This is a genomic window from Agathobaculum ammoniilyticum, from assembly GCF_025567315.1.
GTDB lineage: Bacteria > Bacillota > Clostridia > Oscillospirales > Butyricicoccaceae > Agathobaculum > Agathobaculum ammoniilyticum.
The window spans coordinates 98,840-120,523 of record NZ_JAOQJE010000008.1; the positions used below are offsets into that span (position 1 = coordinate 98,840).

23 protein-coding genes, 3 pseudogenes and 1 riboswitch are annotated in these 21,684 nt (G+C 54.9%); of the genes and pseudogenes, 9 read left to right on the plus strand and 17 right to left on the minus strand.

Features of this window, described 5'->3' with window-relative positions:
- Positions 1–3: 3 nt before the first annotated feature.
- Genes OCV66_RS10120 through OCV66_RS10150 form a run of 7 tightly spaced genes read right to left on the minus strand, consistent with a single transcriptional unit; the run spans position 4 to position 5,357 of the window.
- The gene (locus tag OCV66_RS10120; protein WP_147574240.1) at positions 4–1,029 is read right to left on the minus strand and encodes a CHC2 zinc finger domain-containing protein; all 1,026 of its coding nucleotides are present in this window, start codon (positions 1,027–1,029) and stop codon (positions 4–6) included.
- Positions 1,030–1,033: 4 nt separating this feature from the next.
- On the minus strand, positions 1,034–2,821 hold the full coding sequence (locus tag OCV66_RS10125; RefSeq protein ID WP_147574241.1) for an AAA family ATPase: 1,788 nt from the start codon (positions 2,819–2,821) through the stop codon (positions 1,034–1,036).
- Positions 2,821–3,000 carry a hypothetical protein gene (locus tag OCV66_RS10130; protein WP_262564404.1) on the minus strand — a complete coding sequence of 60 codons (180 nt, stop codon included), beginning with the start codon at positions 2,998–3,000 and terminating at the stop codon, positions 2,821–2,823. The genes OCV66_RS10125 and OCV66_RS10130 overlap by 1 nt, the downstream gene beginning before the upstream one ends.
- A 13-nt stretch (positions 3,001–3,013) precedes the next feature.
- Positions 3,014–3,796 carry a Rad52/Rad22 family DNA repair protein gene (locus OCV66_RS10135; protein ID WP_147574243.1) on the minus strand — a complete coding sequence of 261 codons (783 nt, stop codon included), beginning with the start codon at positions 3,794–3,796 and terminating at the stop codon, positions 3,014–3,016.
- Positions 3,797–3,799: 3 nt separating this feature from the next.
- Complete coding sequence (locus OCV66_RS10140; protein ID WP_147574244.1) at positions 3,800–4,471, minus strand: hypothetical protein; 672 nt, start codon at positions 4,469–4,471, stop codon at positions 3,800–3,802.
- Positions 4,468–5,049, minus strand: a complete 582-nt coding sequence (locus OCV66_RS10145; RefSeq protein WP_147574245.1) for a hypothetical protein — start codon at positions 5,047–5,049, stop codon at positions 4,468–4,470. Before OCV66_RS10145 ends, OCV66_RS10140 begins: the two co-directional genes overlap by 4 nt.
- Before the next feature lie 11 nt (positions 5,050–5,060).
- Positions 5,061–5,357 carry a hypothetical protein gene (locus tag OCV66_RS10150; protein WP_147574246.1) on the minus strand — a complete coding sequence of 99 codons (297 nt, stop codon included), beginning with the start codon at positions 5,355–5,357 and terminating at the stop codon, positions 5,061–5,063.
- A gap of 251 nt (positions 5,358–5,608) precedes the next feature.
- Here OCV66_RS10150 and OCV66_RS10155 point away from each other — a divergent pair, with 251 nt between their 5' ends.
- The gene (locus OCV66_RS10155) at positions 5,609–6,790 is read left to right on the plus strand and encodes an IS110 family RNA-guided transposase (protein ID WP_147574247.1); all 1,182 of its coding nucleotides are present in this window, start codon (positions 5,609–5,611) and stop codon (positions 6,788–6,790) included.
- 127 nt (positions 6,791–6,917) lie between these two features.
- On the opposite strand, the gene OCV66_RS10160 is transcribed toward OCV66_RS10155, so the two are convergent.
- Genes OCV66_RS10160 through OCV66_RS10175 form a run of 4 tightly spaced genes read right to left on the minus strand, consistent with a single transcriptional unit; the run spans position 6,918 to position 10,754 of the window.
- Entirely contained in the window at positions 6,918–7,211 is a 294-nt protein-coding gene (locus tag OCV66_RS10160; RefSeq protein ID WP_147574248.1) for a hypothetical protein, read from the minus strand.
- 14 nt (positions 7,212–7,225) lie between these two features.
- A complete protein-coding gene (locus tag OCV66_RS10165) occupies positions 7,226–8,587 on the minus strand; it encodes a DUF6094 domain-containing protein (RefSeq protein ID WP_147574249.1) in 1,362 nt (453 codons plus the stop codon).
- Entirely contained in the window at positions 8,584–9,309 is a 726-nt protein-coding gene (locus tag OCV66_RS10170) for a ThiF family adenylyltransferase (protein WP_147574250.1), read from the minus strand. The genes OCV66_RS10165 and OCV66_RS10170 overlap by 4 nt, the downstream gene beginning before the upstream one ends.
- Entirely contained in the window at positions 9,309–10,754 is a 1,446-nt protein-coding gene (locus OCV66_RS10175; RefSeq protein WP_147574251.1) for a Mov34/MPN/PAD-1 family protein, read from the minus strand. Before OCV66_RS10175 ends, OCV66_RS10170 begins: the two co-directional genes overlap by 1 nt.
- Before the next feature lie 291 nt (positions 10,755–11,045).
- A riboswitch (FMN riboswitch) is annotated at positions 11,046–11,156 on the plus strand.
- A gap of 146 nt (positions 11,157–11,302) precedes the next feature.
- On the opposite strand from OCV66_RS10175, the gene OCV66_RS10180 reads away from it, so the two are divergent.
- Entirely contained in the window at positions 11,303–12,682 is a 1,380-nt protein-coding gene (locus OCV66_RS10180; protein ID WP_147574252.1) for an MATE family efflux transporter, read from the plus strand.
- 452 nt (positions 12,683–13,134) lie between these two features.
- On the opposite strand, the gene OCV66_RS10185 is transcribed toward OCV66_RS10180, so the two are convergent.
- Positions 13,135–14,511, minus strand: a complete 1,377-nt coding sequence (locus tag OCV66_RS10185; protein ID WP_147574253.1) for an MATE family efflux transporter — start codon at positions 14,509–14,511, stop codon at positions 13,135–13,137.
- On the minus strand, positions 14,498–14,947 hold the full coding sequence (locus OCV66_RS10190) for a MarR family winged helix-turn-helix transcriptional regulator (protein WP_054327860.1): 450 nt from the start codon (positions 14,945–14,947) through the stop codon (positions 14,498–14,500). Before OCV66_RS10190 ends, OCV66_RS10185 begins: the two co-directional genes overlap by 14 nt.
- Positions 14,948–15,175: 228 nt before the next feature.
- On the opposite strand from OCV66_RS10190, the gene OCV66_RS10195 reads away from it, so the two are divergent.
- Positions 15,176–15,520 carry a cytidylate kinase-like family protein gene (locus OCV66_RS10195; protein WP_054327861.1) on the plus strand — a complete coding sequence of 115 codons (345 nt, stop codon included), beginning with the start codon at positions 15,176–15,178 and terminating at the stop codon, positions 15,518–15,520.
- A 784-nt stretch (positions 15,521–16,304) separates the two neighbouring features.
- On the opposite strand, the pseudogene OCV66_RS15715 reads toward OCV66_RS10195, so the two are convergent.
- Positions 16,305–16,676, minus strand: a pseudogene (locus OCV66_RS15715) (helix-turn-helix domain-containing protein); the annotation flags it as partial.
- A 526-nt stretch (positions 16,677–17,202) separates the two neighbouring features.
- Between OCV66_RS15715 and OCV66_RS10210 the strand changes: the two are divergent.
- The 5 genes and pseudogenes from OCV66_RS10210 (at position 17,203) to OCV66_RS10225 (ending at position 18,791) form a co-directional block, all read left to right on the plus strand.
- Positions 17,203–17,405, plus strand: a pseudogene (locus tag OCV66_RS10210) (hypothetical protein).
- Positions 17,395–17,610 carry a hypothetical protein gene (locus tag OCV66_RS15720; protein WP_442908786.1) on the plus strand — a complete coding sequence of 72 codons (216 nt, stop codon included), beginning with the start codon at positions 17,395–17,397 and terminating at the stop codon, positions 17,608–17,610. The pseudogene OCV66_RS10210 and the gene OCV66_RS15720 overlap by 11 nt, the downstream one beginning before the upstream one ends.
- Positions 17,607–17,732: a hypothetical protein gene (locus OCV66_RS15725; protein ID WP_442908787.1), complete on the plus strand. Its 126-nt coding sequence runs from the start codon at positions 17,607–17,609 to the stop codon at positions 17,730–17,732. Before OCV66_RS15720 ends, OCV66_RS15725 begins: the two co-directional genes overlap by 4 nt.
- Positions 17,729–18,043, plus strand: coding sequence for a DUF3847 domain-containing protein (locus OCV66_RS10220; RefSeq protein WP_054327863.1), 315 nt, complete (start codon positions 17,729–17,731; stop codon positions 18,041–18,043). The genes OCV66_RS15725 and OCV66_RS10220 overlap by 4 nt, the downstream gene beginning before the upstream one ends.
- Before the next feature lie 469 nt (positions 18,044–18,512).
- A complete protein-coding gene (locus OCV66_RS10225; protein WP_054327864.1) occupies positions 18,513–18,791 on the plus strand; it encodes a DUF3847 domain-containing protein in 279 nt (92 codons plus the stop codon).
- Positions 18,792–18,804: 13 nt separating this feature from the next.
- Here OCV66_RS10225 and OCV66_RS10230 read toward each other — a convergent pair.
- Together OCV66_RS10230 and OCV66_RS10235 are read right to left on the minus strand one after the other, a co-directional pair.
- Positions 18,805–19,283, minus strand: a pseudogene (locus OCV66_RS10230) (recombinase zinc beta ribbon domain-containing protein); the annotation flags it as partial.
- Between the two features lie 393 nt (positions 19,284–19,676).
- Positions 19,677–20,006: an S-layer homology domain-containing protein gene (locus OCV66_RS10235; RefSeq protein ID WP_147574254.1), complete on the minus strand. Its 330-nt coding sequence runs from the start codon at positions 20,004–20,006 to the stop codon at positions 19,677–19,679.
- Positions 20,007–20,720: 714 nt separating this feature from the next.
- Here OCV66_RS10235 and OCV66_RS10240 point away from each other — a divergent pair.
- On the plus strand, positions 20,721–20,888 hold the full coding sequence (locus tag OCV66_RS10240; RefSeq protein WP_153802394.1) for a hypothetical protein: 168 nt from the start codon (positions 20,721–20,723) through the stop codon (positions 20,886–20,888).
- Between the two features lie 239 nt (positions 20,889–21,127).
- Here the strand turns inward: OCV66_RS10240 and OCV66_RS10245 are convergent, their stop codons facing one another.
- Positions 21,128–21,565 (minus strand): MarR family winged helix-turn-helix transcriptional regulator, encoded by a 438-nt coding sequence (locus OCV66_RS10245; protein WP_054327868.1) that lies wholly within the window; start codon positions 21,563–21,565, stop codon positions 21,128–21,130.
- Positions 21,566–21,684 lie beyond the last annotated feature (119 nt).

The window sequence follows — 21,684 nt, forward strand, 5'->3', positions numbered from 1 at the left end:
TCCTTATGCACTTCGTTTCAACGCCAGAAAATCGTCTATGCCCTTGCAGACCGGATCCCATGCCATCGTGCGGCAGGGGACGCCGGCTTTTTTCATTTCCAGCCGTAGGCGGGAGACAGCCGCCTGTACCTGAGGGTTGCAGCGTTTATCCATGTCGAACGCCTCCCATGCCTGTGAGACGCGGAGCTCCTTCAGCGTATCCGCCAGGAACGAGACTGCATTCACGCCCGGGACGCAGACGAAAAGCGTCCCGCCAGTCAGGAAGCTGGACACATCGCCCTTTATCGGGCCTTCTGTGATCACCGCTTCCTTCCGGCTGCGGTCACCGGCGACATGCACCCAGCTTCTTGCGCCTGTCCCATACGGCTTGCCCGCGCTGGACATCCATGCGTATTTCATGCGTTCCGCGTTGTCGCGCCGGATCTGGACGCCCTGTATACGTCCGTCCGCCGCGCGCACTGGGACCAGCAGGCCGCTGTATGCGCACGTCCGCCACGCGCCCAGTTTGTAGAAAAAGCCGGGGATACCGTTCAGGTCAAAGCGGGCGGAAAGCTGCGCGGCGATCTGGTCGCGCAGCTCCTTCCCGCTTCCCAGCGTGCGGTAGCCGTTCTGCCAGATGGCAGCGTCGGTCAGGCCGCGGGCGAGCAGGTTATCTCTATGCGCCGCGGACAGGGGCAGCAGCCCCAGCATGGCGCGGTACACCGCGTCCCGCCGGTCAAGCGGCGCGGGTTCGCGTTCGGGCGGGCGCTGCACGGCCGGACGGGGGAAGTGGATCACGCTGTCCCCCAGCAGCTCGTGGTAGGCGTTGCGGTAAGAAAGCCCGGTGCGCCTTGCGTACAGGGAAACGGCATTTCCGTGCGCCCCGCAGTGGAAGCAGTGGTACTGGTCCGTGTCCGTGTACAGGTACAGCCGCCGTCTGCGGTCCCCGCAGAACGGGCAGTTGATATGCACCTGCCGCTGCCCGCTGTCCTCCACCGGCAGGCCGCTCTTCCTTGCCGTGGGCAGGATGGGGAAGGTCTTATAGCCCATCCCGTCACCCAGCCTTCCGCTGCGGCTCGTCCAGCGCTTTCACCTGGAGTGTCTGCCGCGGTACGACGCGGGCCAGTATCATCTGCCCGCCGTGCTGCGCGGCGCCGAGGTCGCACAGGCTCTCCGTGTTGTCCACGAACAGCGGATAGCTTTTGCCGGATAACCTGGATAACAGCTCTACCACCTCCAGCCCGCAGCGGACGCGTTCGGAAAGGGAGAGCCGGACATAGTCGCGGCCATCCCAGGTCAGCTTGAACACGTCCCGCAGCTCGCCGCTTTCCTTCATCGGCTCATACAGCTTGAGGCCGGCCCTGCGCATTTTCACAGGGGCAAACAGCCGCGCCGCCCGTTCGGACTGGTAGGCTTTCGCCGCCGTGATCTTGTCGTTTATTGCACGAATTTCTTCATCCAGCTTGTCCAAAGCCTCTTTCTGCCCCCTGGGCAGGCTGCTCAGCAGCTTCTGGATCTGCTCCATTTCGCTCTCCAGTTTGCCTTGCTCATGGAACAGGGCCTGGTATTGTTGCGCCTCTTCGGCCGTCAAGCCACCCAACAAAAGGGCTGCGGACAGTTCCTTGATTTTTGCCTTAATGCTGTCCCGCTGCTGCGCGGCGACGCCTGTGGGCAGTGTCTGGAGCGCCGTGGCAAGACGGGAGATTTCGGCGGCTTTCTGCGCTTCAAACTGCAGACGGCTTTGCGTTTCCTGCGCGGCGAGCGCTTCACTCTGCTGCCGCAGGGCAGTGCCGTCCGTCTGGATCTTCTGCAGCCGCTGGGTAAAGGCCGCCTGCACTTCAGGAAATGCGGCGCCGTCCAAGCGGCGCAGGCAGGTCGGACAGACGCCCTGCTGCTGCAAATACCGTAAGCGGCCGACTTCATCATCGTATTTGCTGTACAGAAGCTGAAGCTGGTTTTGCATCTGCTGCAGCTGTGCCGCGCCGGCAGATTCGTACTGCCGCTGCTGCGCGGCGTCCAGCTCTGCCTGCAGCCGAACGCGCTCGTGTTCGGCGTGGTCCTCCGAAACCGTGTCATACTGGGCGTTCAGCTCTGCGATCTGCGTTTGGATCGCCGAAGTGTTGCAGGCTTCCTGCTTGCGGGCCAAAGGCGCGAGCGCCGCGGCCGTGTGGGCGAGCAGGGCTTTCTTTTCGTCCAGCTCCTTTTGCAGCCTTGCACGCTGGCTGTCCGTCTGCTGCATCTGGCCGTCCAGTACCAGCCGGTCCTTTTCCAGCTCCTTCAGCTCGCTGCGCTTCTCTTTCAGGTAGACCTCCGGCATTTCCAGCCGGTCGTCCCCGAGGACGCCGCGCATGTGTTCGCTCAGCTTTTCCATCACCGCTTCGTGCGGCACAGCGGGCAGGTACTGCTCGATCAGCTTCCGCCCGTCCCCGCCGAGGACCTCTGCAAAGTACAGGGGATTGAGCAGGGAGAGGATGAGGTCGCGGCTGCCGAACCGCTCCGCGAAGCGTTCCAGTGTCATCAGGACGCCGTCCAGTGATACGAAGGTCTTCCCCTCGTGCCGCCCGCGGCGGATCACATGCGTCTGGCCGTCCTCCGTGCGCACGGCGATCTCCGCGCGCATGTTCGCAGACGCCCCGTTCTGCAGCCGGTCCAGATCGCGGCCGCCGAAGTACGGCGCGCCGGTGAGCGCATAGGCGATCGCGTCCGCGACCGTGGACTTTCCCTGGTAGTTGTGGCCCGTGACGGCCGTCCTGCGGCCGAACGTCCAGCTGTGTTCGTCTGCAAAGCAGCTAAAACCGGTAACAGTCAGCTGCACGATCTGCAGAGAAGCGATCTGCGCCATCAGCATGCACTCCTTTGCGCATGGCTTTCCATCCAGCCATGCAGGACGGAAACAGCCTCCCTGTGTCCAAGCTCAGGGAATTCGCGTTCGAGGAACTTGGCGGCTCCGAACATGTTAATAAGCCCGCTGTCCCGCAGTTCGTCCAGATAAGCATAGTATATGCGTTTATCCTGTTCCATAGCATCCTCCATTTCACGCGGCAGGCTGGTAGTCCTGCAACTCATAGTACGTCCCGCCGGCGCCGCTGCGCCGCACGATCTTAGCGCCCTGTATCCGCACGCCGTTTGCCAGCCCGGGCTTTGCCCCAAGGCTGAATACCTTGAACGCCCTGTTATCCGGCGTCACCAGATCGACCCACGCCGCGGCAGGGTAGCCCTGCAACGGCGCGGGCTGCAGGCCGCGTACCGCATAGACGCCCGCCGGCGCATTGCCTGTGTTGGGCGGCTGCGCCGAGGCCAGCCCCAGCTTTTGCAGCTGCTCCGCATAATACGAATCCAGCTCCGCCGGATGGGCGATCTGCCTGTACCTGTCCAGGGACGTCCATTTGGCTGGGATCTCATATAAATACCGTCCAACGCTCCAGAGTACCGCCGCGCGCTTAAAGCTGTCCGAGATACCGCCCTTGATGGCCTCGATGTCCGTGTTCTCCGCGCCGTCCACCTTTTCTACCCATTCCTTGCGCTCTTCATGATAGATGGAGAGCCCGCAGAGCTGGGAGGAGACAGGGGCTTTCTGCGCTTCGTTCGGGTCATCATACTTGCCGGGCTTGGGGATGTACTGGTGCCACGGGATGAACCTCGTGCGCCAGAAAAACGGCCCAACCACATCGTCCAGCCGGTTCTGGATCGCGCGGCTGTCTATGAATGCCACGGCCAGCCCTTCGCTGTTCGAGTTTCGCGTTTTGGTCACGCGCCACTCTACGTCCGCGGCCGCAAACGGCTCGCTGAGCCGCTTGTACAGTTCTGCTCCGGTCATTCGTCATACACCTCCCCTGATGAAATCCGTAAGTGTTTTCCCGTTCGGGATCAGCACGTCGCTGTAATAGTACGCGGGATCCTTGTCCTTCAGGTGCTCGAACAGCTCCCGCGCGGACAGGCCGAGCCTTGTGCAGTCCGGCTTATAATAATCGTCCCCAAAGGGCAGGGAGAGTACGCGGTGCATGAGCCCGCGCAGCTTCCACAGCGTATCGTAGCCGGTAAACTGGTTGGTCCCCACGCAGAGCGAAAAACCGTTGACGTTTGGGAACGGGAAGCGGTACAGCTTTGTCTCAGGGGAAAGGCTGCCCGCATCACAGACCGCCATCTGGAAACCGTTCAGCATCCCGCCTTTCATTCTGCACCGCAGCAAAAGGCGAGGCAGCGGGAAATCCGGATACACGGTCTTGTGGTACCAGACCGTGCAGCGGTCCGTGACGTTTTGGAGCGTCACGTCCCAGCCGTCCGGATACGCGGTGAGCGAGGCGACGCCCGGCGGGAGCAGGCCGCTCCGCACAGGGGCCATCCGGATATGCGTTTTGAACTCGTTTGCCAATGCGCCACCAGGGATGTGCTTGACCTCATGCGTGCCGTCTTCGCGGACCAACTCGGTTTTTACCACGCTTTTCAGCGGGTCCAGATGCAGCACAGCCTTGCGGATGCTTCCAGCCATCATGCCGCCTCCTTTGCCTGCGCGGGATGCGAAAAGCTTATGACCTGCCCAGTCTTATTGTCCGAGGCCAATATCTCCATGCTGGAGCGGAAATACGTCATCACATCCAGCAGTCCGGCCAGCAGGGGTTCCCAGTCCGTAAACTGTTCCTCATATATCCAGACAGATAAGCCAAACCCGTATTCATGGTGTGTCTGTGTTACCAGACGGAACCAGCATCTGTACGGGCAGTAATCCAGCATGGTGTTATTGAAATACGAGAGCGCGTCCAGATAGTAAACGTCCTGCTTGAGCGGGATACCGGCTTGTTCCGCGTGCCTTTGCGCAAAGCGGAAATAGCCCTGTATCACGGCGTCCGAAAAGTACATCCGGCAGGTCATCATATCCTCGTCTTCGCGGATATCAACGAAGTCCGCCAGCGCATCGAGCAGTTCGGACCAGTAGGTATAGAGGAAGTCCTCATCGCCCCAGAGCGCATTTCCAGTGTTCCGGATGAATTCGTCCAGCTTGCCGGCTTCCCAGTACAGGGCTGCAAGCTCGAGCTGCTGGAAGGCATACTGCAAATCTTCATAGCTCCGCATAGCCGCCCCCCTCATACAAATCGGACGGAATGGTCTGCCGCCGGCCGCGCCGATACGGCGGGCGCGTACAGCATGAGGATCGGTGTTTCGAGCTGGTCCGCCTCTTCGCAGCGGTAATACATGTCGCGGGCGTCCTCCGGCTGGAAAGCACCCCAGTCTATTTCATACAGGGAAATATCCTTCCCAAACAGGAACGGCAGGGCGATGTGTTCCGTAAGATACCCTGTGCCGAACAGCGGTTCGTTCTCATTGCTCTCCGGCAGGCCGTCCAGACTGCGGATAAAATCCGTCATGTTCAATTTCAGCATCTTCCTGTCCTTGTATTATAGAGTAGTAGTTATTAGAGCCCCTCTCCAAGGGCTGTGCTACACTGTAAGGGATGCTGTGGATTGGTGAACTTGTCCTACCACAAGATGGTTTAAGAAAGGTTCCAACCACAGCCCCTTACACTTTTGTTAATCAGTTAAATACCGCCAGACGGTTGATGTAGAACAAGGCTACAAAAGTAAGGTGCGCTGTGGATGCAGCATCATAATTCTAACCGCCGGAGGTTTTTGCTATGGTAGTTTCTATTGGTATTGATGTCTCGAAGGATAAGCATGACTGCTTCATTCTCAGCTCAGAAGGTGAAGTTCTGGCAGACGTATTTACCATACCCAACACGATGGATGGGTTCACCTGTCTGCTGCAGAGGATCCAAAATTGTACTGAACAGATGGACAAAATAAAGGTAGGGCTTGAGGCGACCGGACATTACAGCTACAACCTGCTTGGGTTTCTTCTTGACAATGGTCTGGCCACCTATGTCCTGAACCCCTTGCGCACAAACCTTTACCGAAAGAGCCTCAGCCTTAGAAAGACCAAAACTGACAGGGTGGATGCACGAACGATTGCGACTATGCTGTTATCCGATGCGGGCCTCAAACCCTACACGAATATAGCATACCACAACGAGGAGCTAAAGTCACTGACCAGATACCGTTTTGACAAGGTGAAAGAACGGGCGAAACTGAAAACCTCTATTTCCCGGTTGGTCTGCATCCTGTTTCCCGAACTGGAAAAGCTGGTTCCCACACTTCATATGACCTCTGTTTATGCACTTCTTGAGGAGTTTCCAGGCGTCAAACAAGTCGCCGCAGCCCATTTGACCAGACTGGAATCACTTCTTGAAACCGCCTCCAAAGGCCACTACAAACGGGATATGGCGCTGAAAATCCGAGATGCGGCCAGAGACTCCATTGGCTCTCGAATGCCTGCCAAGTCCCTTGAGTTACAGCACACCATTCGGCTTATTCGTGAACTGAACACCGAGATCGCTGAAATTGAGGCGCAGATTCAGTCTTTGATGGAAGAAATCGATTCTCCCATTACCACCATCCCAGGGGTGGGCTTCCGCATGGCCGCTATGATCCTGGCCGAGATAGGCGACCTTACTCGCTTTGACTCCCCAGACAAGCTGTTAGCCTACGCTGGAATGTCTCCTTCTATTTACCAGTCCGGACAACTCAAGAACTGCTATCCTCACATGGAGAAACGCGGCTCCAGATACCTGCGCTACGCTCTTTTCAACGCAACCAGGTACGTCTGTCTCTGGGATCCGAACTTTGCCGTTTATCTCGCTAAGAAGAGAGCGGAGGGAAAACACTATAATGTCGCACTTTCCCATGCTGCCAAGAAACTTGTACGATTGATTTTCGCTATGGAGAAGTCACGACAGCCTTATTGTAGTTTAGCAGCATAAATCCACCTTGTTAGCCTGTGCCGGGGTTCTTGCGAACCTCTGCTTTGCTATACCCTTTCGAGAACCATCTGTTTTTCTACCTCCACCATCCTTTTGAGGGTTGACATCTAATAGTTAATCTTTCTCATTAATATTCGTCCGCAAACAGGATGGTGGTCACGGAGCGGTCCCACTCGGTGATGATGAACACCTTCTGTCCTGCTGCCTGATACGAGGAGAGCAGGCGTTCGCCATTCCGCACAGCGGCGTCATTCATCTTCCAGTCCTCTTCGCACAGTTCGCCCCAGTCACAGTGCAGGTGGCGGCTGAACAGATGGCCGATGACCAGGCTGTTCAGTTCCCCTGCAATGCGCCGTGTCACAACGATCTGACCGGCGGGGAAAGGTACTTCATGGATCACATGCTCATTTTCTGTTTTCATTTTCAATCCTTCTTTCATGCCAGCAGCTTCACGCCTTGTGGCGTAAGCACATTGAACACCATCTTATTGCTCGTCGTCTCGATGATCTCTGTGGTAGTCGTACCGTCTGTCTCGTCGTACTGCTCGCCGGTGCGCCGGCGGACTGCCTTTACGACGCGGCCTTTCAGGACATGCGGCGCGTCGCACTCGATCAGCCCGTTAATGAGGCCGGAACCGCCTACCAGGCCGATCTGGCCGATGGTGAGCGGCAGGGGCGGGCGCTTTTCACGCCCGTCCAGCGTAGACTGCCTCGGCAGCATACTGCCCATGCGGCGCATCTGGTCTGCGAGCTCGCGCACGTTGAACCGAGCGCCCTGGAACAGGGGAACAGCCTTCTCTGCATCCGGCAGCGGATAACTGCCCAGCGGGATCTGGTCCAGCGTAGGCAGCTTATCCGGAGACAGCGACGCCAGCTCCAGCAGCCTTGCCATCCGCGGGTTTTCCGCGCGCGGCTTGCGCACGCCCAGCACCGCGATCTGCCGGAACTTCCGGAACTCCTCTTCACAGAAGCGGTACGCCATCAAACTGTTAAAGTGGGCGGCAAGAAAACGGCACACGTCCTCGGTGAGACGGTAATAGGGGATGATGTAGGCCAGCACCCCGCCCAGCATCAGGTGGTCATAGCCCTCGCCGAGGAAGCGTTTCTCGCTCCGCGCGCCGCCGTACACCTGCAGGTACGGCGGGTTGAGGAACAGCAGATGGAACGCGCTGCGCGAGATGCGGGAGAAATAGTAGCTGCCCATCGCGACGTGGTCCAGCTGTTCCTGCGCCGCCTCCGCGCGGCTGTCATCCAGCTCCGCACCATAGGTCACGGCGTTCCCGCCGTCCCCAAGCTGATGGAGGGCCTTGCCTTCCCCGCAGCAGGGGTCCAGCAGATTCACCGTTTTGCCTTCTGGGAACACCAAAGCGCGGCGGATATACGCGACATGCGCCGGGTCTGTGGGATAGTACCCGAGGCGGACGCTGTTCATCTGCCGTCCGATCACGGATGTGGACACGGTCTTTGTCCCCGCATCCGGCAGCACCGGCTTGATGTAAGCCAGCCAGTCCGAAAACGCTTTTAGCAGCTTGCTGTAATCCGGCGTCTGGATATGGAAACCGGATACCGCCGCGCTGAGCTGCGCCGTATAGGCAGGGACCCTGGGCAGGTCCAGCTCTTCGAGCAGGAGCGCTGCTTCATGGAGGGCAGACGCCAGCTTCTGTATCTGCTGGGCGATCTGCCGCAGTTCCGCCGTGCCGCCGGCCTCCCGCAGGGCGGGGAGCTGATCGGCGCGCCAGCGGATATCCTGCGCAAGCTCGCCCAGACGGCCGCAGGCGTAGGGGGGCTGCTCCATCATGCCGCCCTCCGTTTCGGGAGCAGCGGCCGGACGTTCACTGTCTTGCTGGAGAAGGTAGTCATGCGGGTGGTAAGCTCGCCGCCCGCGATGATGTTATACAGCATGCACAGTGTAAGCGTGGCCGCCATGAGGTTGGCCGTCATGGCCTGCGGCGAGGAGACGGAAGCCTCCGCGCAGGGCAGCTCACTGGGGAATTTGTCCGTTGGGTCCAGGATATCCGGATAGAAGCCCGCCACCGGCCGGCGCAGTGTGCGCCCGCCCTTGCGGACGCCGCACACGACCTGCCCGTTCGCCAACCCGTTGCCAGAATCGATGTAGACCAGATTTTTCGTCTGGTAAAACACCTCGTTGCACATCCTCCGGCTGCGGTTGTTGTCCACGCAGCCGAGCAGGATAACGAGCGCGTCTGCATAATCAGGATAAAGCAGCTGCCGGAGTCCCTCTTCACTTTCGATGTAGCGCGGCACATACCGGCATCCCATCCCGAATGCTGCCGAATACCGCTCCGCGAGCACTTCAGCCTTATTGCGGCCGAGGTCGCGGGATACGAAGTTCTGCCGGACAAGGTTACGCTTTTCCACCAGATCCCCATCACAGAGGATGGCCGTGGAAGGGCGGAACACCGAATACAGCAGGCGGTACAGGTGCGGGGCGATATGCCCGCCCGTGCCGCCGCAGCCGAGCATCACAATATGGATGGGGCAGGAGACAGGGAAGCGCATCACGCCGCCTCCTTCAGGCCGGTTTCTTGAACGGCTTTCAGCCACTCAGGGGCGAAAGGGACGTCTGTCCGCTCGCAGACCTGCTCCGCCGGTACCTCAACATGGCGGCCGCCGCACGCAAAGCGGCAGCGGATGTCCGGATAATACCGGTCCAGGCGGCCGATGACCATGTACAGGCGCGTGGCCTGTTCGTCTGCATCGTCTGTACGGGAAAAACGGGCGGCCATCGTGTTATGCGAGTGCACGTCCATGACGTGCAGGTACCGCTCCGGGTCCGGCTGCTGCGAGAGGTCTGTCTCCACGCTGGCCTTATCAATGCGCTGCGGCGGGACGTGCAGGACGTATTGGCGTCCCTGCCGGTCCCACAGTACGTTGACCAGCGCCTCTACATCCCTGCCGCAGTCCACGCACACGCGCCGGAAAAATGCGATGATCTGCGCGAGCAGAGCCGCTGGGAGTCGGGGCAGGCTCATATGGAAGCCTGACCGGACGCCCTCCAGCTCCGCAATATGCTGGGACGGCGCGATAAATGTGCCGATCCCGTTGCGGCGCATTTCGTATACCCTGCCGTCCTGTGCGGGGATGTATGCGATAGCCTTATCCGACTGCTCCGCCTGTTCTGTGCTGCAGAACAGCCCCTTGTAGCCTGGGAAGCGCAGCACGCCCTTTTTCTGGGCCGTGACCGTAGGCTTGACGGTACATACCGGATCCCTGTCCTTTTCCTTCAGCTTTTTCAGTGCGTCCTTAAATTTCCTGCCCTTTTCGATTTTGGCCTTTGTCTCGAAGATACTCGCGTCCGCGCTGGATACCCGCTCCGTGATACCGGCGTAGCCCACAGTCCAGGACACATGGCTGCGTGCTTCGAGCTCAGGGCAGTCCGCGGACATTTTGACGCGGAGCTGTTCAAAGGTCATGGCGGGGTCTGTGATATCCTCCCGGATAGAGCCGTACTCGAATACAGGGGCGGCGTTGGCCAGCCGTGCGAGGCGCGCCTCCACACCGTCCTCCGCGACCGCGCCAAACAGGTCTATGACCTGGCCGGCCGCGGGCTGCGGGGTGGGCGCTGCTGCAGGCTGCTGTACTGGTGCAGTGGGGGCTGCCTGCGTTACGGGGCCTGCTGTCTGTTGTACCGCCTGCGGTGCAGGAACGGGGCCTGTCTGCGGCGTTTGCTGCATACTGGGCTGCCCTGCGCGGTTCGGCACAGCCTGGGGTGGCTGCATCTGCGGCTGGGCCTGCTCCACCTGCTGGGGAATGGGCTGCGGCTGCGCTTCCGGAGCTGCGGCCGGCTGGCTTTCAACCGGCACTGGCTGGGGCTGCATCGTCTGCGCTGATGCGGGTATCTGATCCCCAAGGTCTAACGGCGGGAGTGCGGAACCGAAAAGCTCCTCCAGGCTATTTCCGGTCCCAGGATCCATTCCGTTCATGCTGTTGTTCTGTTCGCTCATAGTCTTTTTCCTCCATTCTCGGTTTTGACGCAAAAAAAGACCATACAGTATCCGATAGTGGATTCTGCATGGTCTAAGTCAGGTGATGAATCAAGTACGGAGCTGGTGTGCGGTCCAGACAGGCAGACTGCCTCCTGGGCGGGTTACTCTGACACGAATTACTCTGACCTGATTTCTCCTTTAATATAGCACGGCTTACCTGCTTTGGAAAGATGAAATGTTTTTACCCTTATTTAGGAAAATTTCCATTGACACAGGTGGGGAAGGTGTGCTATCCTAAAGCAAAAGAAATGTTTTCTTCGGAAACGAGGTATTCTCTACTGGCGGTCAAAGCCCGCGAGCCATGCGCTGATTCGGTGAAAGTCCGAAGCCAACAGTTGGTCTGGATGGGAGAAGAAAGAGGTTGCGGCGTGTCACCGGCGGCCTCCCATCCCCTTGTTGTCTGGAACGTGAGTTTGGGATGGCATCCGGCGGCCCTGAGATTAGGGGCGTATCCGGGTGCTTTTTGCTACCCGTCTGCCCTGCCGTGGAAGAAAGGAGCGGGAGCTATGGAACAACCCCAACGGAAACAGAATCCCCTAGAGACCGAACCCATCGGCCGTCTGATACGTCGGTACTCGATCCCCACAGCCCTGACCCTGATGGTCAACTACTTGTACAACATTGTGGATCAGATCTTTGTCGGCCAGGGGGTGGGGGTCATGGGGATGGCCGCCACCAACGTGGCCTTTCCCCTGACCATTGTCACCATTGCCTTGGCACTGATGATCGGGGACGGCTGCGCGGCGAATATGAGCCTCTGCCTGGGCCGCCGGCAGCAAGAGGAGGCGGACCGGACCGCCAGCCATACCGTGACCCTGCTGGTGGCCGCGGGGGTTTTTCTGGCGGTGGGGGGAAGCCTGTTTGCCCAGCAGATTGTCCTGTTGTTCGGGGCCACGGAGACGGCCTTTCAGGCGTCTCTGGATTATACCCAGATCATCGTCTGGGGGCTGCCCTTCCTGCTCTTCAGCTCTGCTCTCACGGCCATCATTCGGGCGGACGGCAACCCCAAATACACCATGAAGTGCATGATTTTAGGGGCGGTGATCAACACGGTGCTGGACCCTGTTTTCATTTTCGGTCTGCACATGGGGGTGGTGGGGGCCGCCATTGCCACCGTCATTGGACAGGTGGCGGCTGGCGGTCTGTGCCTAGTCTATCTGCGGCGGCTTCAGTCGGTGCGGATTCGCCGGGCCTGGCTGCGTCCCACGGCGGCCCTCACGGGCCGGATTTTTAAGCTGGGCATCCCCAGTTTCCTCACGCAGATTATGACCGCTGCCGTCCAGGTGACCATGAACAACCTGATGACCCGGTATGGGGCCCAGACGGCCTATGGCGGGGATGTGGCGCTTTCGGTTTATGGCATGGTGATGAAGGTGTACCAGATTGCCCACGCCATGCTCGTGGGGGTGTCCTCAGCCACCCAGCCCATCAACGGCTACAATTTCGGCGCCAAACGGTATGACCGGGTGCGAGCTACCTACCGTATGGCGGCCACCATTGCGCTGGTGGTGTCCGTGGGCTGGTTTGCGGTCTATCAGCTCTTCCCCCGGGCCATTGGCACATTGTTTGTCTCAGGGGACCCAGTGTACCTAGATGCCTGCCAGCACATCTTCCGAGTTTACATGCTGGCCTTTTTCCTCTATGGGATTCACATGGCTACCGCCTCCTTTTTCCAGGGGATTGGGAAGCCCGTGCAGGCTCTGGCCATTCCCTCAATCCGGCAGGCTGTGGTGCTGATTCCCCTGACACTGCTGCTGTCCCAGACCTTTGGCTTCAATGGGGCGCTTCTGGCAGCCCCCGTTGCCGACGTGGTTTCCTTTCTCCTCTCCCTGGTGTTGGTACTGCGGGAGTTCCGGCGTTGGAAAAAACAGGGTTGGCTCTCGTAAGCCGGTGGAGACGGAACCAAGCAACACACCGCGTCCCCCTTCAGAGATGGTCCTGCTTTCAGAACATGTGAATACGAAAAGAGATGGTGGTATCCAGCTGGGTCAGCTCAGCTAGGCGGACGGTGCCCCGCCAGGGGAGTCCTTCCAAAGTACGGGAGTACGAGGTATTTGAAACAGGCTCAGGATGACTTGCGCTTCCACCGGTGACGTGCGCTGAGAATCACATAGCAATAGAGCACGCGGGGCTGATGCACCCGGAGAAACTCTTCAACAAGAAGGAAAGCATGCCAAAGGATAAGACAGAAACCCATGACCGGATCGTCTCCGCTGCTATGGCGGAAAAGCCTGTACGCCGATTTTGTAACGGCTAGGCAGGAAGCTGTCGGCTGGAAAGTTTCCCAATAACGCTGCGAAATAATAGCAGAAAAAGGCGGATAAGAAGCCATTGCTTCCTATCCGTCTTTCTCTTCATCTGATATGTCAGATGCTCTGTCTCCATTTGCTGCCTGATTCTGTTTCATAAGCTGTTGCTGTTTTTCCCGCGCTCTGTTTCTTTGAATCAAAAGCAAGCTGAGTAGCATCGCGACAATTTGAGATAAAGGAACCGAAATCCAGGTCCCGTTTACGTTTCCCATGGCATTGGGAAGGATTAAAAGTGAAATACAAAGCGTCAGCGGCTCTCCATAAATCAAGATATAGGCCCATAGATTTCTTCCCGTTGCGTAAAAATAAGCAGTGGTTACTCTGGATACACTAACAAAGATGAAGCCAATAATAAAAATCGGTAAGATTTGAGCAACGAGTGCTGCTATTTGCTCAGAAGCGCCAAATAAATATGCGGCGCCGCTCCGCAGTAGGAAAAGGATAACCGAACAGGTTGCCGCAACCCCAAAAGCAAACCGATACGCTAGGTTTCGCACTGCTTTTGTAATACGGTGTTTCCCCTCGCCATAAGCTAGGCTGATCAGCGGCTGGCTCCCATCGCTGACGCCCTGCATCAGCAGCATGACCACCGAAGAAATATAACTGATGGGTGCATAACAGGTCACGGCAATATTTCCGCCAAAGATTACAGCGCTCTTATTAAGCAGGATCAGCGTAATATTGGGCGAGTAGGTCAACCCAAAGGGGGAAAGTCCTACGCTCAAGATGCGGACTGCAAGAGATTTCCCATCTCCATCGAACCGGAAGGATGGGGCGCTTTTTTTGAAGATAAAAAATACAAGACACACCAAGAAGGTCATTGCCTGACCGATGGCTGTGGCGATGGCCGCTCCCATCATTCCCCAAGGGAACACCCATACAAAGAGATAGTCCAGAACAATATTCGTGACAAAGCCGGTTACCATGGCCGCCATAGCCATGACAGCTCCACCCATATTTCTGATAAAAGGAACCAGACCGGTGCCAGCAATTTGAAATACTGCACCATAGCTGACAAAGCGCAAATATTCGCTGCTATAGTCCAGTATCTCGCCCGACGCACCGAACAGTCCCAGGATATTCAGGCCGGCAAACAGAAACAGGATAGTAAAGAGAATACTGAATCCGCTCAGCAGGACGATGGCCATACCCATGTACTGCCTGCCCCTGCTCTCATTTCTGTTCCCAGCGTTAATTGCGTACTCAATCGCGCCGCCCATGCCGATGCCAGTTCCTATTGCTTGAAGGAGAGCCGTCAATGGAAAAGCCATGTTGACAGCAGCCAGAGCGCCATCTCCCAGCGCATTTCCAACAAAAAAGCCATCGGCAATCGCATAGATGCCGGATAGCGCAAATGCTAGCATAGCAGGGATTACATATCGGAAAAATTCCTTACGAACGTGCATTTTTGTCACTGACCTCTCTGAAATACCGGTTGTATAGGGCGGTGTATTCAATCAGATGTTCCGCCCGATCCAGCCCTAACTGGAGCCAAACCTGAGCTTCATGGTTCTGGAGTTCCTGTACGATCTGCGCGGTGTTTTCCCTGCCTTCAGCCGTCAGACAGAGATTCCGGCTTCTGCGATCCTGCTCGGAAACCTCCAGCTCCAGCCATCCTTTGCGTATCAGCGTTTTAATAACAGTATTCACCGTTTGTTTTGGAATCGTAAATCGTTGGCATATATCTTTTTGAAGCACCTTGCCATCCGCCTCAGTGATAGAAAGAATCACCAACAACTCATAAAACGATATTCCCCGCTGTCGTGCCCATGCTTCATATAACTGACTTGTTTCAAGCCATATCGCATTATAGCTATCGCTGAGCTGATAGAGCTTTTCCATACTCTGCCCTCTTTCAATTAGTCTAAATCAAGACTAATTATAATGCGTAAAAATAAGTGTTGTCAAGATAACCATATATAAATTTTATTGTGCAATATCATTTGATATGTTAGCGAATCCTTATATATTTTATCTTGAAAAAGCCATCTTTTATTGGGTTTGACATTTTGCATGATTTCTTCTATTACTACTTAAAAAGTACATAGTCAGACTTTTAAGAGCGACGTTATGGAAAAAATAATTATCACAGTCGGATGGTGGTTCGGAAGCCGAGGCCGTGAGATCGAAAAGAAAATTGCGCAAAAGCTGCGTATTCCTTATTATGATAAAAAACTGTTGGTTGTGGTCGCAAAAGAGAGCGGATTGGCTCTTAACTTCCTTCAGGATATGGATGAAAAACATCCGTACAGCCTGCTGCACTCTCTATGCTTGGGACAGCCTAACCTGGAGATGGGAAACTGCAGCATTTCAGTAGAGCGTATGACATTCAGGGCACAGCAGGAAGCTGTACTGCATATTACCAGCCAGGGAAGCCGTGTGATTGTAGGCCGCGCTGCAGGCTTCCGTGTTTAGCGTGTGGTCAAATGCGACGGCATATCGGAAGATGAGGTGCGGGACCAAATCAGGAGCATGGATAAAGCTTACTATTGATAAAATCTAAATCACCTGACCTTTAAGATGAAAAAGCCATTATTGCCCGTATTCACGAGGCAACTCAGTTTATTACCATCGAAAATCCATGTTTAAGTCCGCAATGTGGTTTTGCTTCCTGCGAAATTGGAAACAAATTAACAGATGAAGAACAGTGGGAAAAATTAGCCCTTATAAAGCGGATTGCAGAAAAAGTATGGTAATAATACCACTAATATAAAAATTGAATACAGATAAAACGGCAGCCGCCAACGGACGCGAAATCCGTAGACAGCTGCTTTTCATTTCTTCTTGCGCCGGAAATTGAAGGGGCTGTTTGGGGTATTGGGAGATTTTTACAGCATCTTCTGTTCATCCGGTGGCAGTTGGTAAAAGTCAAGTCCGTGCATATTGAAAATGACCGCCCACACCTTTTCGAGATAATCCCCAGAGGATTGGATAGTTTTACGGATTTCCAAAGCCACTTTCTTTGCAGCGGAATAATCCGGCGTGGTGTCAATGTCATGCTCATGGGCTTTCCGTATGTCGTGGAGAATGGCGCCCCATGTTTTGTGTGTCACATGGCAGAAGAAATTTTATTTCTTTACTTCTGCGGCAAGAATCGTCTGCGAATAGAAGTCATTTTCCGCCTGCTTATATTTACGGGTAATAAGTTGTCGCTGTTCTCTCAAAGACTCATAAAGGGTGCGGAAGGTAGCGGTGACGTGACCGTTTATGTAAATCTCCGTGTCGATCATAAGCTGCTCAATTATCATTGGTAGCAATCTCACATAGAAGCTGATTGTTGATACGTCCGCTTTTCAGCAGCGCCACCATATCATCCGTCAGGTGCAATTCCATTAAAGGCATATTAGCCTGCTCCCTGTTCTCCGGCCGGCACAGCAGATAATCAACAGATACCCCGTAGAAGTCTGCCAGCGTGACAAGATTTCTGTGGTTGATTTCTTTGTAGTCATTGGCTTCATAGCTGGCGGGGGCAGATTGAAATGCCGGTCTGCTCCACCAGTTCTTCCAACTTTAAGCTTTTAACCTTGCGTAACTCCCAAAGGCGTTCCTGTATGGTAGTCGCTCTTATCATGGACACGCACGCCTTCCAGGCGGCTGTTCTCCCACTGCTTAACTGGATTATACCATACTTTCCGTAATCGTGGAAATTTCTGTTTTTCTTCCAGAAATCCTATTTTGTGGACATACAGCACAAGTCACAAAAATATTCTATGATACAGGTAGCTCATCGATGGATTATTCCAATCGAATGACCGGCTTGTATGGGATAGGCTACCCGGTGATGTAGCGCCATGACCTGCGGCGGGGAAATGGAGGAACCCCTAATCGCAACGAGCGTACCAAAGGAAGCGAAACGCCGTTATGAGAGCTGGGGGGCAGGAACGACATCAGGGAGAAACGGCGAAAATGAACATCGAATCGATACCAAAACACAACAACCCGATAGAGCATAGTCTGCCCTACCCGTAATACTACAGGGGATTTCCAGACGGCTTAAAAGCCAGTTTTACCCCGAAAATCGCCACGGAACACGATAATAGAATCTGCTACCCAGCTATTGCGGCTGAAATGGGCGGATTTTTCATTAAGGAGGCACTATGCCGAGAATGTCAAAGAAGATGAAGAAGGAACTTGCTTTCTTCCTCAATGACCAGGAGCGCAGAGCCTACAACGACCTTTGCCGGAAATGCCAACGCGCTTGTAAGCAGAGTTTCAGGGCAGTCATTTTGGACTGCCCTATTATCTTTCCAAACGGCCCAAAACGAAAAGCAAAGGAGGCTACCGATTGAATGGAAGTTGAGTTTATGACCGTAGACACTGCCCTGCTGCCCTGTATGCTGCTGCTGAGAGCCATGCTGCAGCTCCCGATCAGCAGCACCGCCAAAGTCATGTACGCCCGGATGTTGGATATGATTTTCTTATCCGGCATAGAGGATGCCAACGGGATTTTATTTATCCATTTCCCCATTGTGGAGCTGCGGCGGCACTTGCCCGCAGCGCCATGACCGTGAAGCGTTCCCTGAATGAATTGGAGGAGGCCGGACTGATACGGCGGGTACGTCAGGGATTTGGAGAACCCAACGAGATATATGTGCTTATCCCAAACAAGGGGGACAGTCGTCTATGAATGAAAAGTTGGAAAAACTCAATCAAGAGATAGAGAAAACCGAAGCAAGGCTGCGGAGGGCGCAGCACGAAGAAAAGATACTGGAACACCAGAGAAAGAAGTTCACCCGGAAGGAACGGACGCACCGGGTTTGCACCAGAGCCGCCATGCTGGAAAGCTACATTCCCAACACGGAAGCTGTCACGGATGAACAGGTCAGTTTATTCTTGAAGCTGCTGTTCCATCAGGACAGCACCCGTCAGCGTATGGAAAAAGTATTTGCCGGAAACGGCCATTTTGAAGGGCAAGACAAAGGCCGTGAACGGCCATAATCACTTCCAGAGCCGCCGCCCATAAACTGCCCCTCTGGAAGAAAGGCACACTTCTATACATAGCCTAACGGCCATGTACAGAATAGAAGTGCGCTCTGCGAGGCAAAGCGGTGGATTGCAGATGGAGACAACCCTGCCGCCTATGCGTCGCTACGCTCCGTCCAAGGAGCTGCACCCCTTGCGCGGCTTACGCCGCTTACCCTGCGCACCCGCCGAACCGATNGCCCATGGTGGTTGACCTCCTTTAGCTGAAAATGGGTAAAACAATGACCGTTCTCTGGGGCGTTCACGGTGAGCGGTTAGGGTGTCGGTTTTGGTTTTCAGACCCGCCGAACCGATACACCCGCTTACGCGGCTACATCGGTTCGGCGGGTCTGAAAACCAAAACCGACACCCTAACCGCTCACCGTGAACGCCCCAGAGAACGGTCATTGTTTTACCCATTTTCAGCTAAAGGAGGTCAACCACCATGGGCAAAGAGTTAGACGAGCTTAGGCGGGAGTACGCCGAAAATGAAGCCAAATTGCAGCAATACCAGCACCGGGCTAAGCGGCTGGAACAGCGCAAGCAGTATTATGAAAAAGGCGAGCGGCAGAAACACGTCCATCGCCTTATTACCAGAGGAGCCACCGTGGAGAGCATTGTCCCAGAGGTCGGGGGGCATGGGGAAGCGGAATTTTACCAGCTTGCCGGGCACATCTTCTTCCTGCCCGAAGTGAAAGCCCTGCTTCTATGGGAAGGTATGTAAACGTGTGTTCCTACGCCGGTTCAAGCTGCTTGGTGGCGGCTGTGGCCTTTCTCTTGCTGCCGATTTCGTTCTGCTGGATAAAGTAGCTTCACAAAACAGCTCTTGTGCTTGGCGGTATATTCCGTTACTTGCCGGAGATTGGAGAGGATGCCCGCGGTCAATAGGTCGGTACGGATAAAATGGGCGGTGTAGTCCCCTGTCTGATTCTTGTAACTCTCGCAGGTGTAGCAATCCTGCTGCCGCTTGCCCGTCTGGTATCTCTGCTGATACATCCCATGACCGCGGTCGGCGCAAAACAAAATCCCAGAGAGCAGCACCACTTCATCATAGCAGTTGGGGCGTTTCGCTGATTGCGAAGTTTTTGCACCCGTTTCCGTGTTTCCTTGTTGATAATCGGCTCATGGTGGCTTTCAACAATCACCTGTTTTCAATGCTGTGCTGGGTCTTGTAAGAGGACTTTTCCGTCTTGAAGTTTACCAGACAGTCTGCATATCTTGGTTTTCCGATAGTCGGATAGTAGTCTGGGCATATGATAGGATGGATTTCGCTTTCTATCCCATTTGGTATTCTATGGCGCTCTTGGATGAGTATAGACTGAGCGCGTTTTTAAATAAACTCACAGAGTAGAGCCGCTTTCCCATGAATATCATTACAAACAGGCATTCAGACGTGGTAGTGCATAGATGCCTGTTTGATGATTTATAAGCTGAGTGAAAAAGGGTTGGACCACTGTTGGGCAAGAGCGGTCAGAACGGTTTCGGCCAAGTCGTGGATAACGCTATCCTGAGACACTAGGACATCATCCACGGCTGTGATATCCTCCTTCTGATGAGCCCAAGCAACCGCGGGCTGGGCGAAGCGGGAAATCTTGTCCGCGTCAATGGGCTAACTCAGGTCGGGATAATCCGCCAGTATAGAGGTGTCGGCATAGCGCCAGAGGATTGCCACCAGTTGTTCTCTGGTCACAGTGTCCTGTATGCCAAACATGCCGTTTTCGTATCCGCTGACCGGATTCTCGCTGGAGGACCAGCGAATGGAATCAGCATACGCCACGTCCGGTATGACATCAGCGTAATCCATGGCAAAGTTCACAACAGGCTTACCAGCCTGCGCATATATCATCTGAACCAGTTCGCCGTGGGGGTGCGCAGGATAGGCGGCGGCATAGCCTTCATACCAAGCTATCATCTGGTCACCTGCCTGAATATTCTCCAACGCAATAGTCTCATCCGATCCATGGACAGACAGTGCAGTGTCCTTATCGGCTAAGGTGTGCGACCCACCATTATCGATAGTAATCTTAAAGAAATGTCCTCCGCCTTGTGGAGTTAGGCAGCACCGGTGTCTATGGGGATATCCCAGACCACGGGCAGCAGATTGGGACGACAGAGAACGGGTCTCCACGGCGCTGTGAACACATAAAGGCTCTGCTCCTCCTGCAACTTAGCGGGATCACCAGACGTATGGTTTCCTCTGGCGTTCCACGCGGTTTGCTCCGTGATATTCATGATAACTCGCCATAGCGATCCGAGATCATGTGCAGACGAGTGATAGATCCATCCGTATCTTTGGCGATCGCCTTGATGGTGCCATATATAGAGCGCACGGTTGGGAAGAACCTGCGTCTCATCTGTAACAGTGACTGCGGAAGTAGGGATGGGTTTCTCCTCTGTTGCAATCCCGAAAGTACAAACAGGTCGCAGACTCGCATAAAATCTATGCTTTTGCGTATGGTGGGGTTTCTATACCTGCGATCCTATAAGAACAAAATGAGGCAAAAAAACAACGGGACAAGCCATTTTCAGTAAATTTTGTGATATGCGGGATTAAAAGCGGGATGAACTACGGCGAGATGGCGTTAAAGTGCCGGGTGATTTGCCAGCAGGTGCGTAGTAGGACGCTTTCCTTTGAGCAAATGGAGAAGCTGGCTTGGAGGATCGGCGCGGTTGCCGCAAGAAAGACCAACTTCCCTGCACTGAACTGGAGTGGGCGCAAATCGAAATTGAGCAGCTCAAACATAAGCTGTGTCTGGCGGAAATAGAGGATACTTTGCTAAGATTGAGCGAGTTAGAGAAGAAAGAAAACGCTCAGAAGTAAGACTGCGCTATACTTATAAAGGAATTCAGGATGTCATGCGGAAAGGGGATTTTCCATGCATCCCAAGCTCTATGAGCCGGCTTTTGCTGAATAAGCATCGAATGCATAAAAATGAAAAACATCCAATGGAAAAAAGATCCACTGGATGTAAAAGTTGTTTATCCTTGCTCTTCCAATAAGGAGCAAATAATGAACAGGCACTTCATCGTGCCGATAGAAAATGGCGTGAATACCGCATCCTATGCCCAAAGGTGTGCAAACCCATCCCACAGCTTTTCCATACTGTTGACCAGACTGAGCTTCTCCTCGTCCGGAAGCATTTCGAACGCAGAGAATTCGGCACGACGCATTGTTCTGCCAATATGGCGCCCAGTTTCTCGGCCGCTTTCCGTGAGGGTTACGATTCGGTTGCGTCGGTCGTTGGGGTCAATGCTACGGGTGACCCAGCCGCGTTTTTCCAGACTATCCACCACACTGGTCACAGTCTGCTTGGATAAATGCAGTTCCTTGCTCAGCTCGTTTTGTGTCATCGGTTCGCAATTTTTGTACAGTAGTGTAAGAATATACATGACGTTGGTGGTAACGCCACAGTCTGACGCAATCTTTTCATACGCGACCTCTATCCCGCGCCAGCTTTTATAAAACCTGTCGAACAGATTACTCTCCCGCTCGTCCACTTACCATCACCTCTTCTCAGCATATGTATGTTAGAATAACATATTTGCCGAAGACCGTCAATAGTTTTATACTTTGACATGAAAAAAGGCTAGAAATCGGAAGTGAAGTGGGAGCGCCG

Bases quoted from the DNA above. Each gene is read 5' to 3' on its own strand.
- OCV66_RS10180 (WP_147574252.1), top strand. From the start codon at position 11,303: ATGGAACAACCCCAACGGAAACAGAATCCCCTAGAGACCGAACCCATC.
- OCV66_RS10220 (WP_054327863.1), top strand. From the start codon at position 17,729: ATGAATGAAAAGTTGGAAAAACTCAATCAAGAGATAGAGAAAACCGAA.
- OCV66_RS10135 (WP_147574243.1), bottom strand. From the start codon at position 3,796: ATGACCGGAGCAGAACTGTACAAGCGGCTCAGCGAGCCGTTTGCGGCC.
- OCV66_RS10145 (WP_147574245.1), bottom strand. From the start codon at position 5,049: ATGCGGAGCTATGAAGATTTGCAGTATGCCTTCCAGCAGCTCGAGCTT.
- OCV66_RS10185 (WP_147574253.1), bottom strand. From the start codon at position 14,511: ATGCACGTTCGTAAGGAATTTTTCCGATATGTAATCCCTGCTATGCTA.
- OCV66_RS15720 (WP_442908786.1), top strand. From the start codon at position 17,395: ATGGAAGTTGAGTTTATGACCGTAGACACTGCCCTGCTGCCCTGTATG.
- OCV66_RS15725 (WP_442908787.1), top strand. From the start codon at position 17,607: ATGACCGTGAAGCGTTCCCTGAATGAATTGGAGGAGGCCGGACTGATA.
- OCV66_RS10160 (WP_147574248.1), bottom strand. From the start codon at position 7,211: ATGAAAACAGAAAATGAGCATGTGATCCATGAAGTACCTTTCCCCGCC.
- OCV66_RS10165 (WP_147574249.1), bottom strand. From the start codon at position 8,587: ATGATGGAGCAGCCCCCCTACGCCTGCGGCCGTCTGGGCGAGCTTGCG.
- OCV66_RS10190 (WP_054327860.1), bottom strand. From the start codon at position 14,947: ATGGAAAAGCTCTATCAGCTCAGCGATAGCTATAATGCGATATGGCTT.
- OCV66_RS10225 (WP_054327864.1), top strand. From the start codon at position 18,513: ATGGGCAAAGAGTTAGACGAGCTTAGGCGGGAGTACGCCGAAAATGAA.
- OCV66_RS10120 (WP_147574240.1), bottom strand. From the start codon at position 1,029: ATGGGCTATAAGACCTTCCCCATCCTGCCCACGGCAAGGAAGAGCGGC.
- OCV66_RS10170 (WP_147574250.1), bottom strand. From the start codon at position 9,309: ATGCGCTTCCCTGTCTCCTGCCCCATCCATATTGTGATGCTCGGCTGC.
- OCV66_RS10150 (WP_147574246.1), bottom strand. From the start codon at position 5,357: ATGCTGAAATTGAACATGACGGATTTTATCCGCAGTCTGGACGGCCTG.
- OCV66_RS10140 (WP_147574244.1), bottom strand. From the start codon at position 4,471: ATGATGGCTGGAAGCATCCGCAAGGCTGTGCTGCATCTGGACCCGCTG.
- OCV66_RS10130 (WP_262564404.1), bottom strand. From the start codon at position 3,000: ATGGAACAGGATAAACGCATATACTATGCTTATCTGGACGAACTGCGG.
- OCV66_RS10155 (WP_147574247.1), top strand. From the start codon at position 5,609: ATGGTAGTTTCTATTGGTATTGATGTCTCGAAGGATAAGCATGACTGC.
- OCV66_RS10195 (WP_054327861.1), top strand. From the start codon at position 15,176: ATGGAAAAAATAATTATCACAGTCGGATGGTGGTTCGGAAGCCGAGGC.
- OCV66_RS10175 (WP_147574251.1), bottom strand. From the start codon at position 10,754: ATGAGCGAACAGAACAACAGCATGAACGGAATGGATCCTGGGACCGGA.
- OCV66_RS10125 (WP_147574241.1), bottom strand. From the start codon at position 2,821: ATGGCGCAGATCGCTTCTCTGCAGATCGTGCAGCTGACTGTTACCGGT.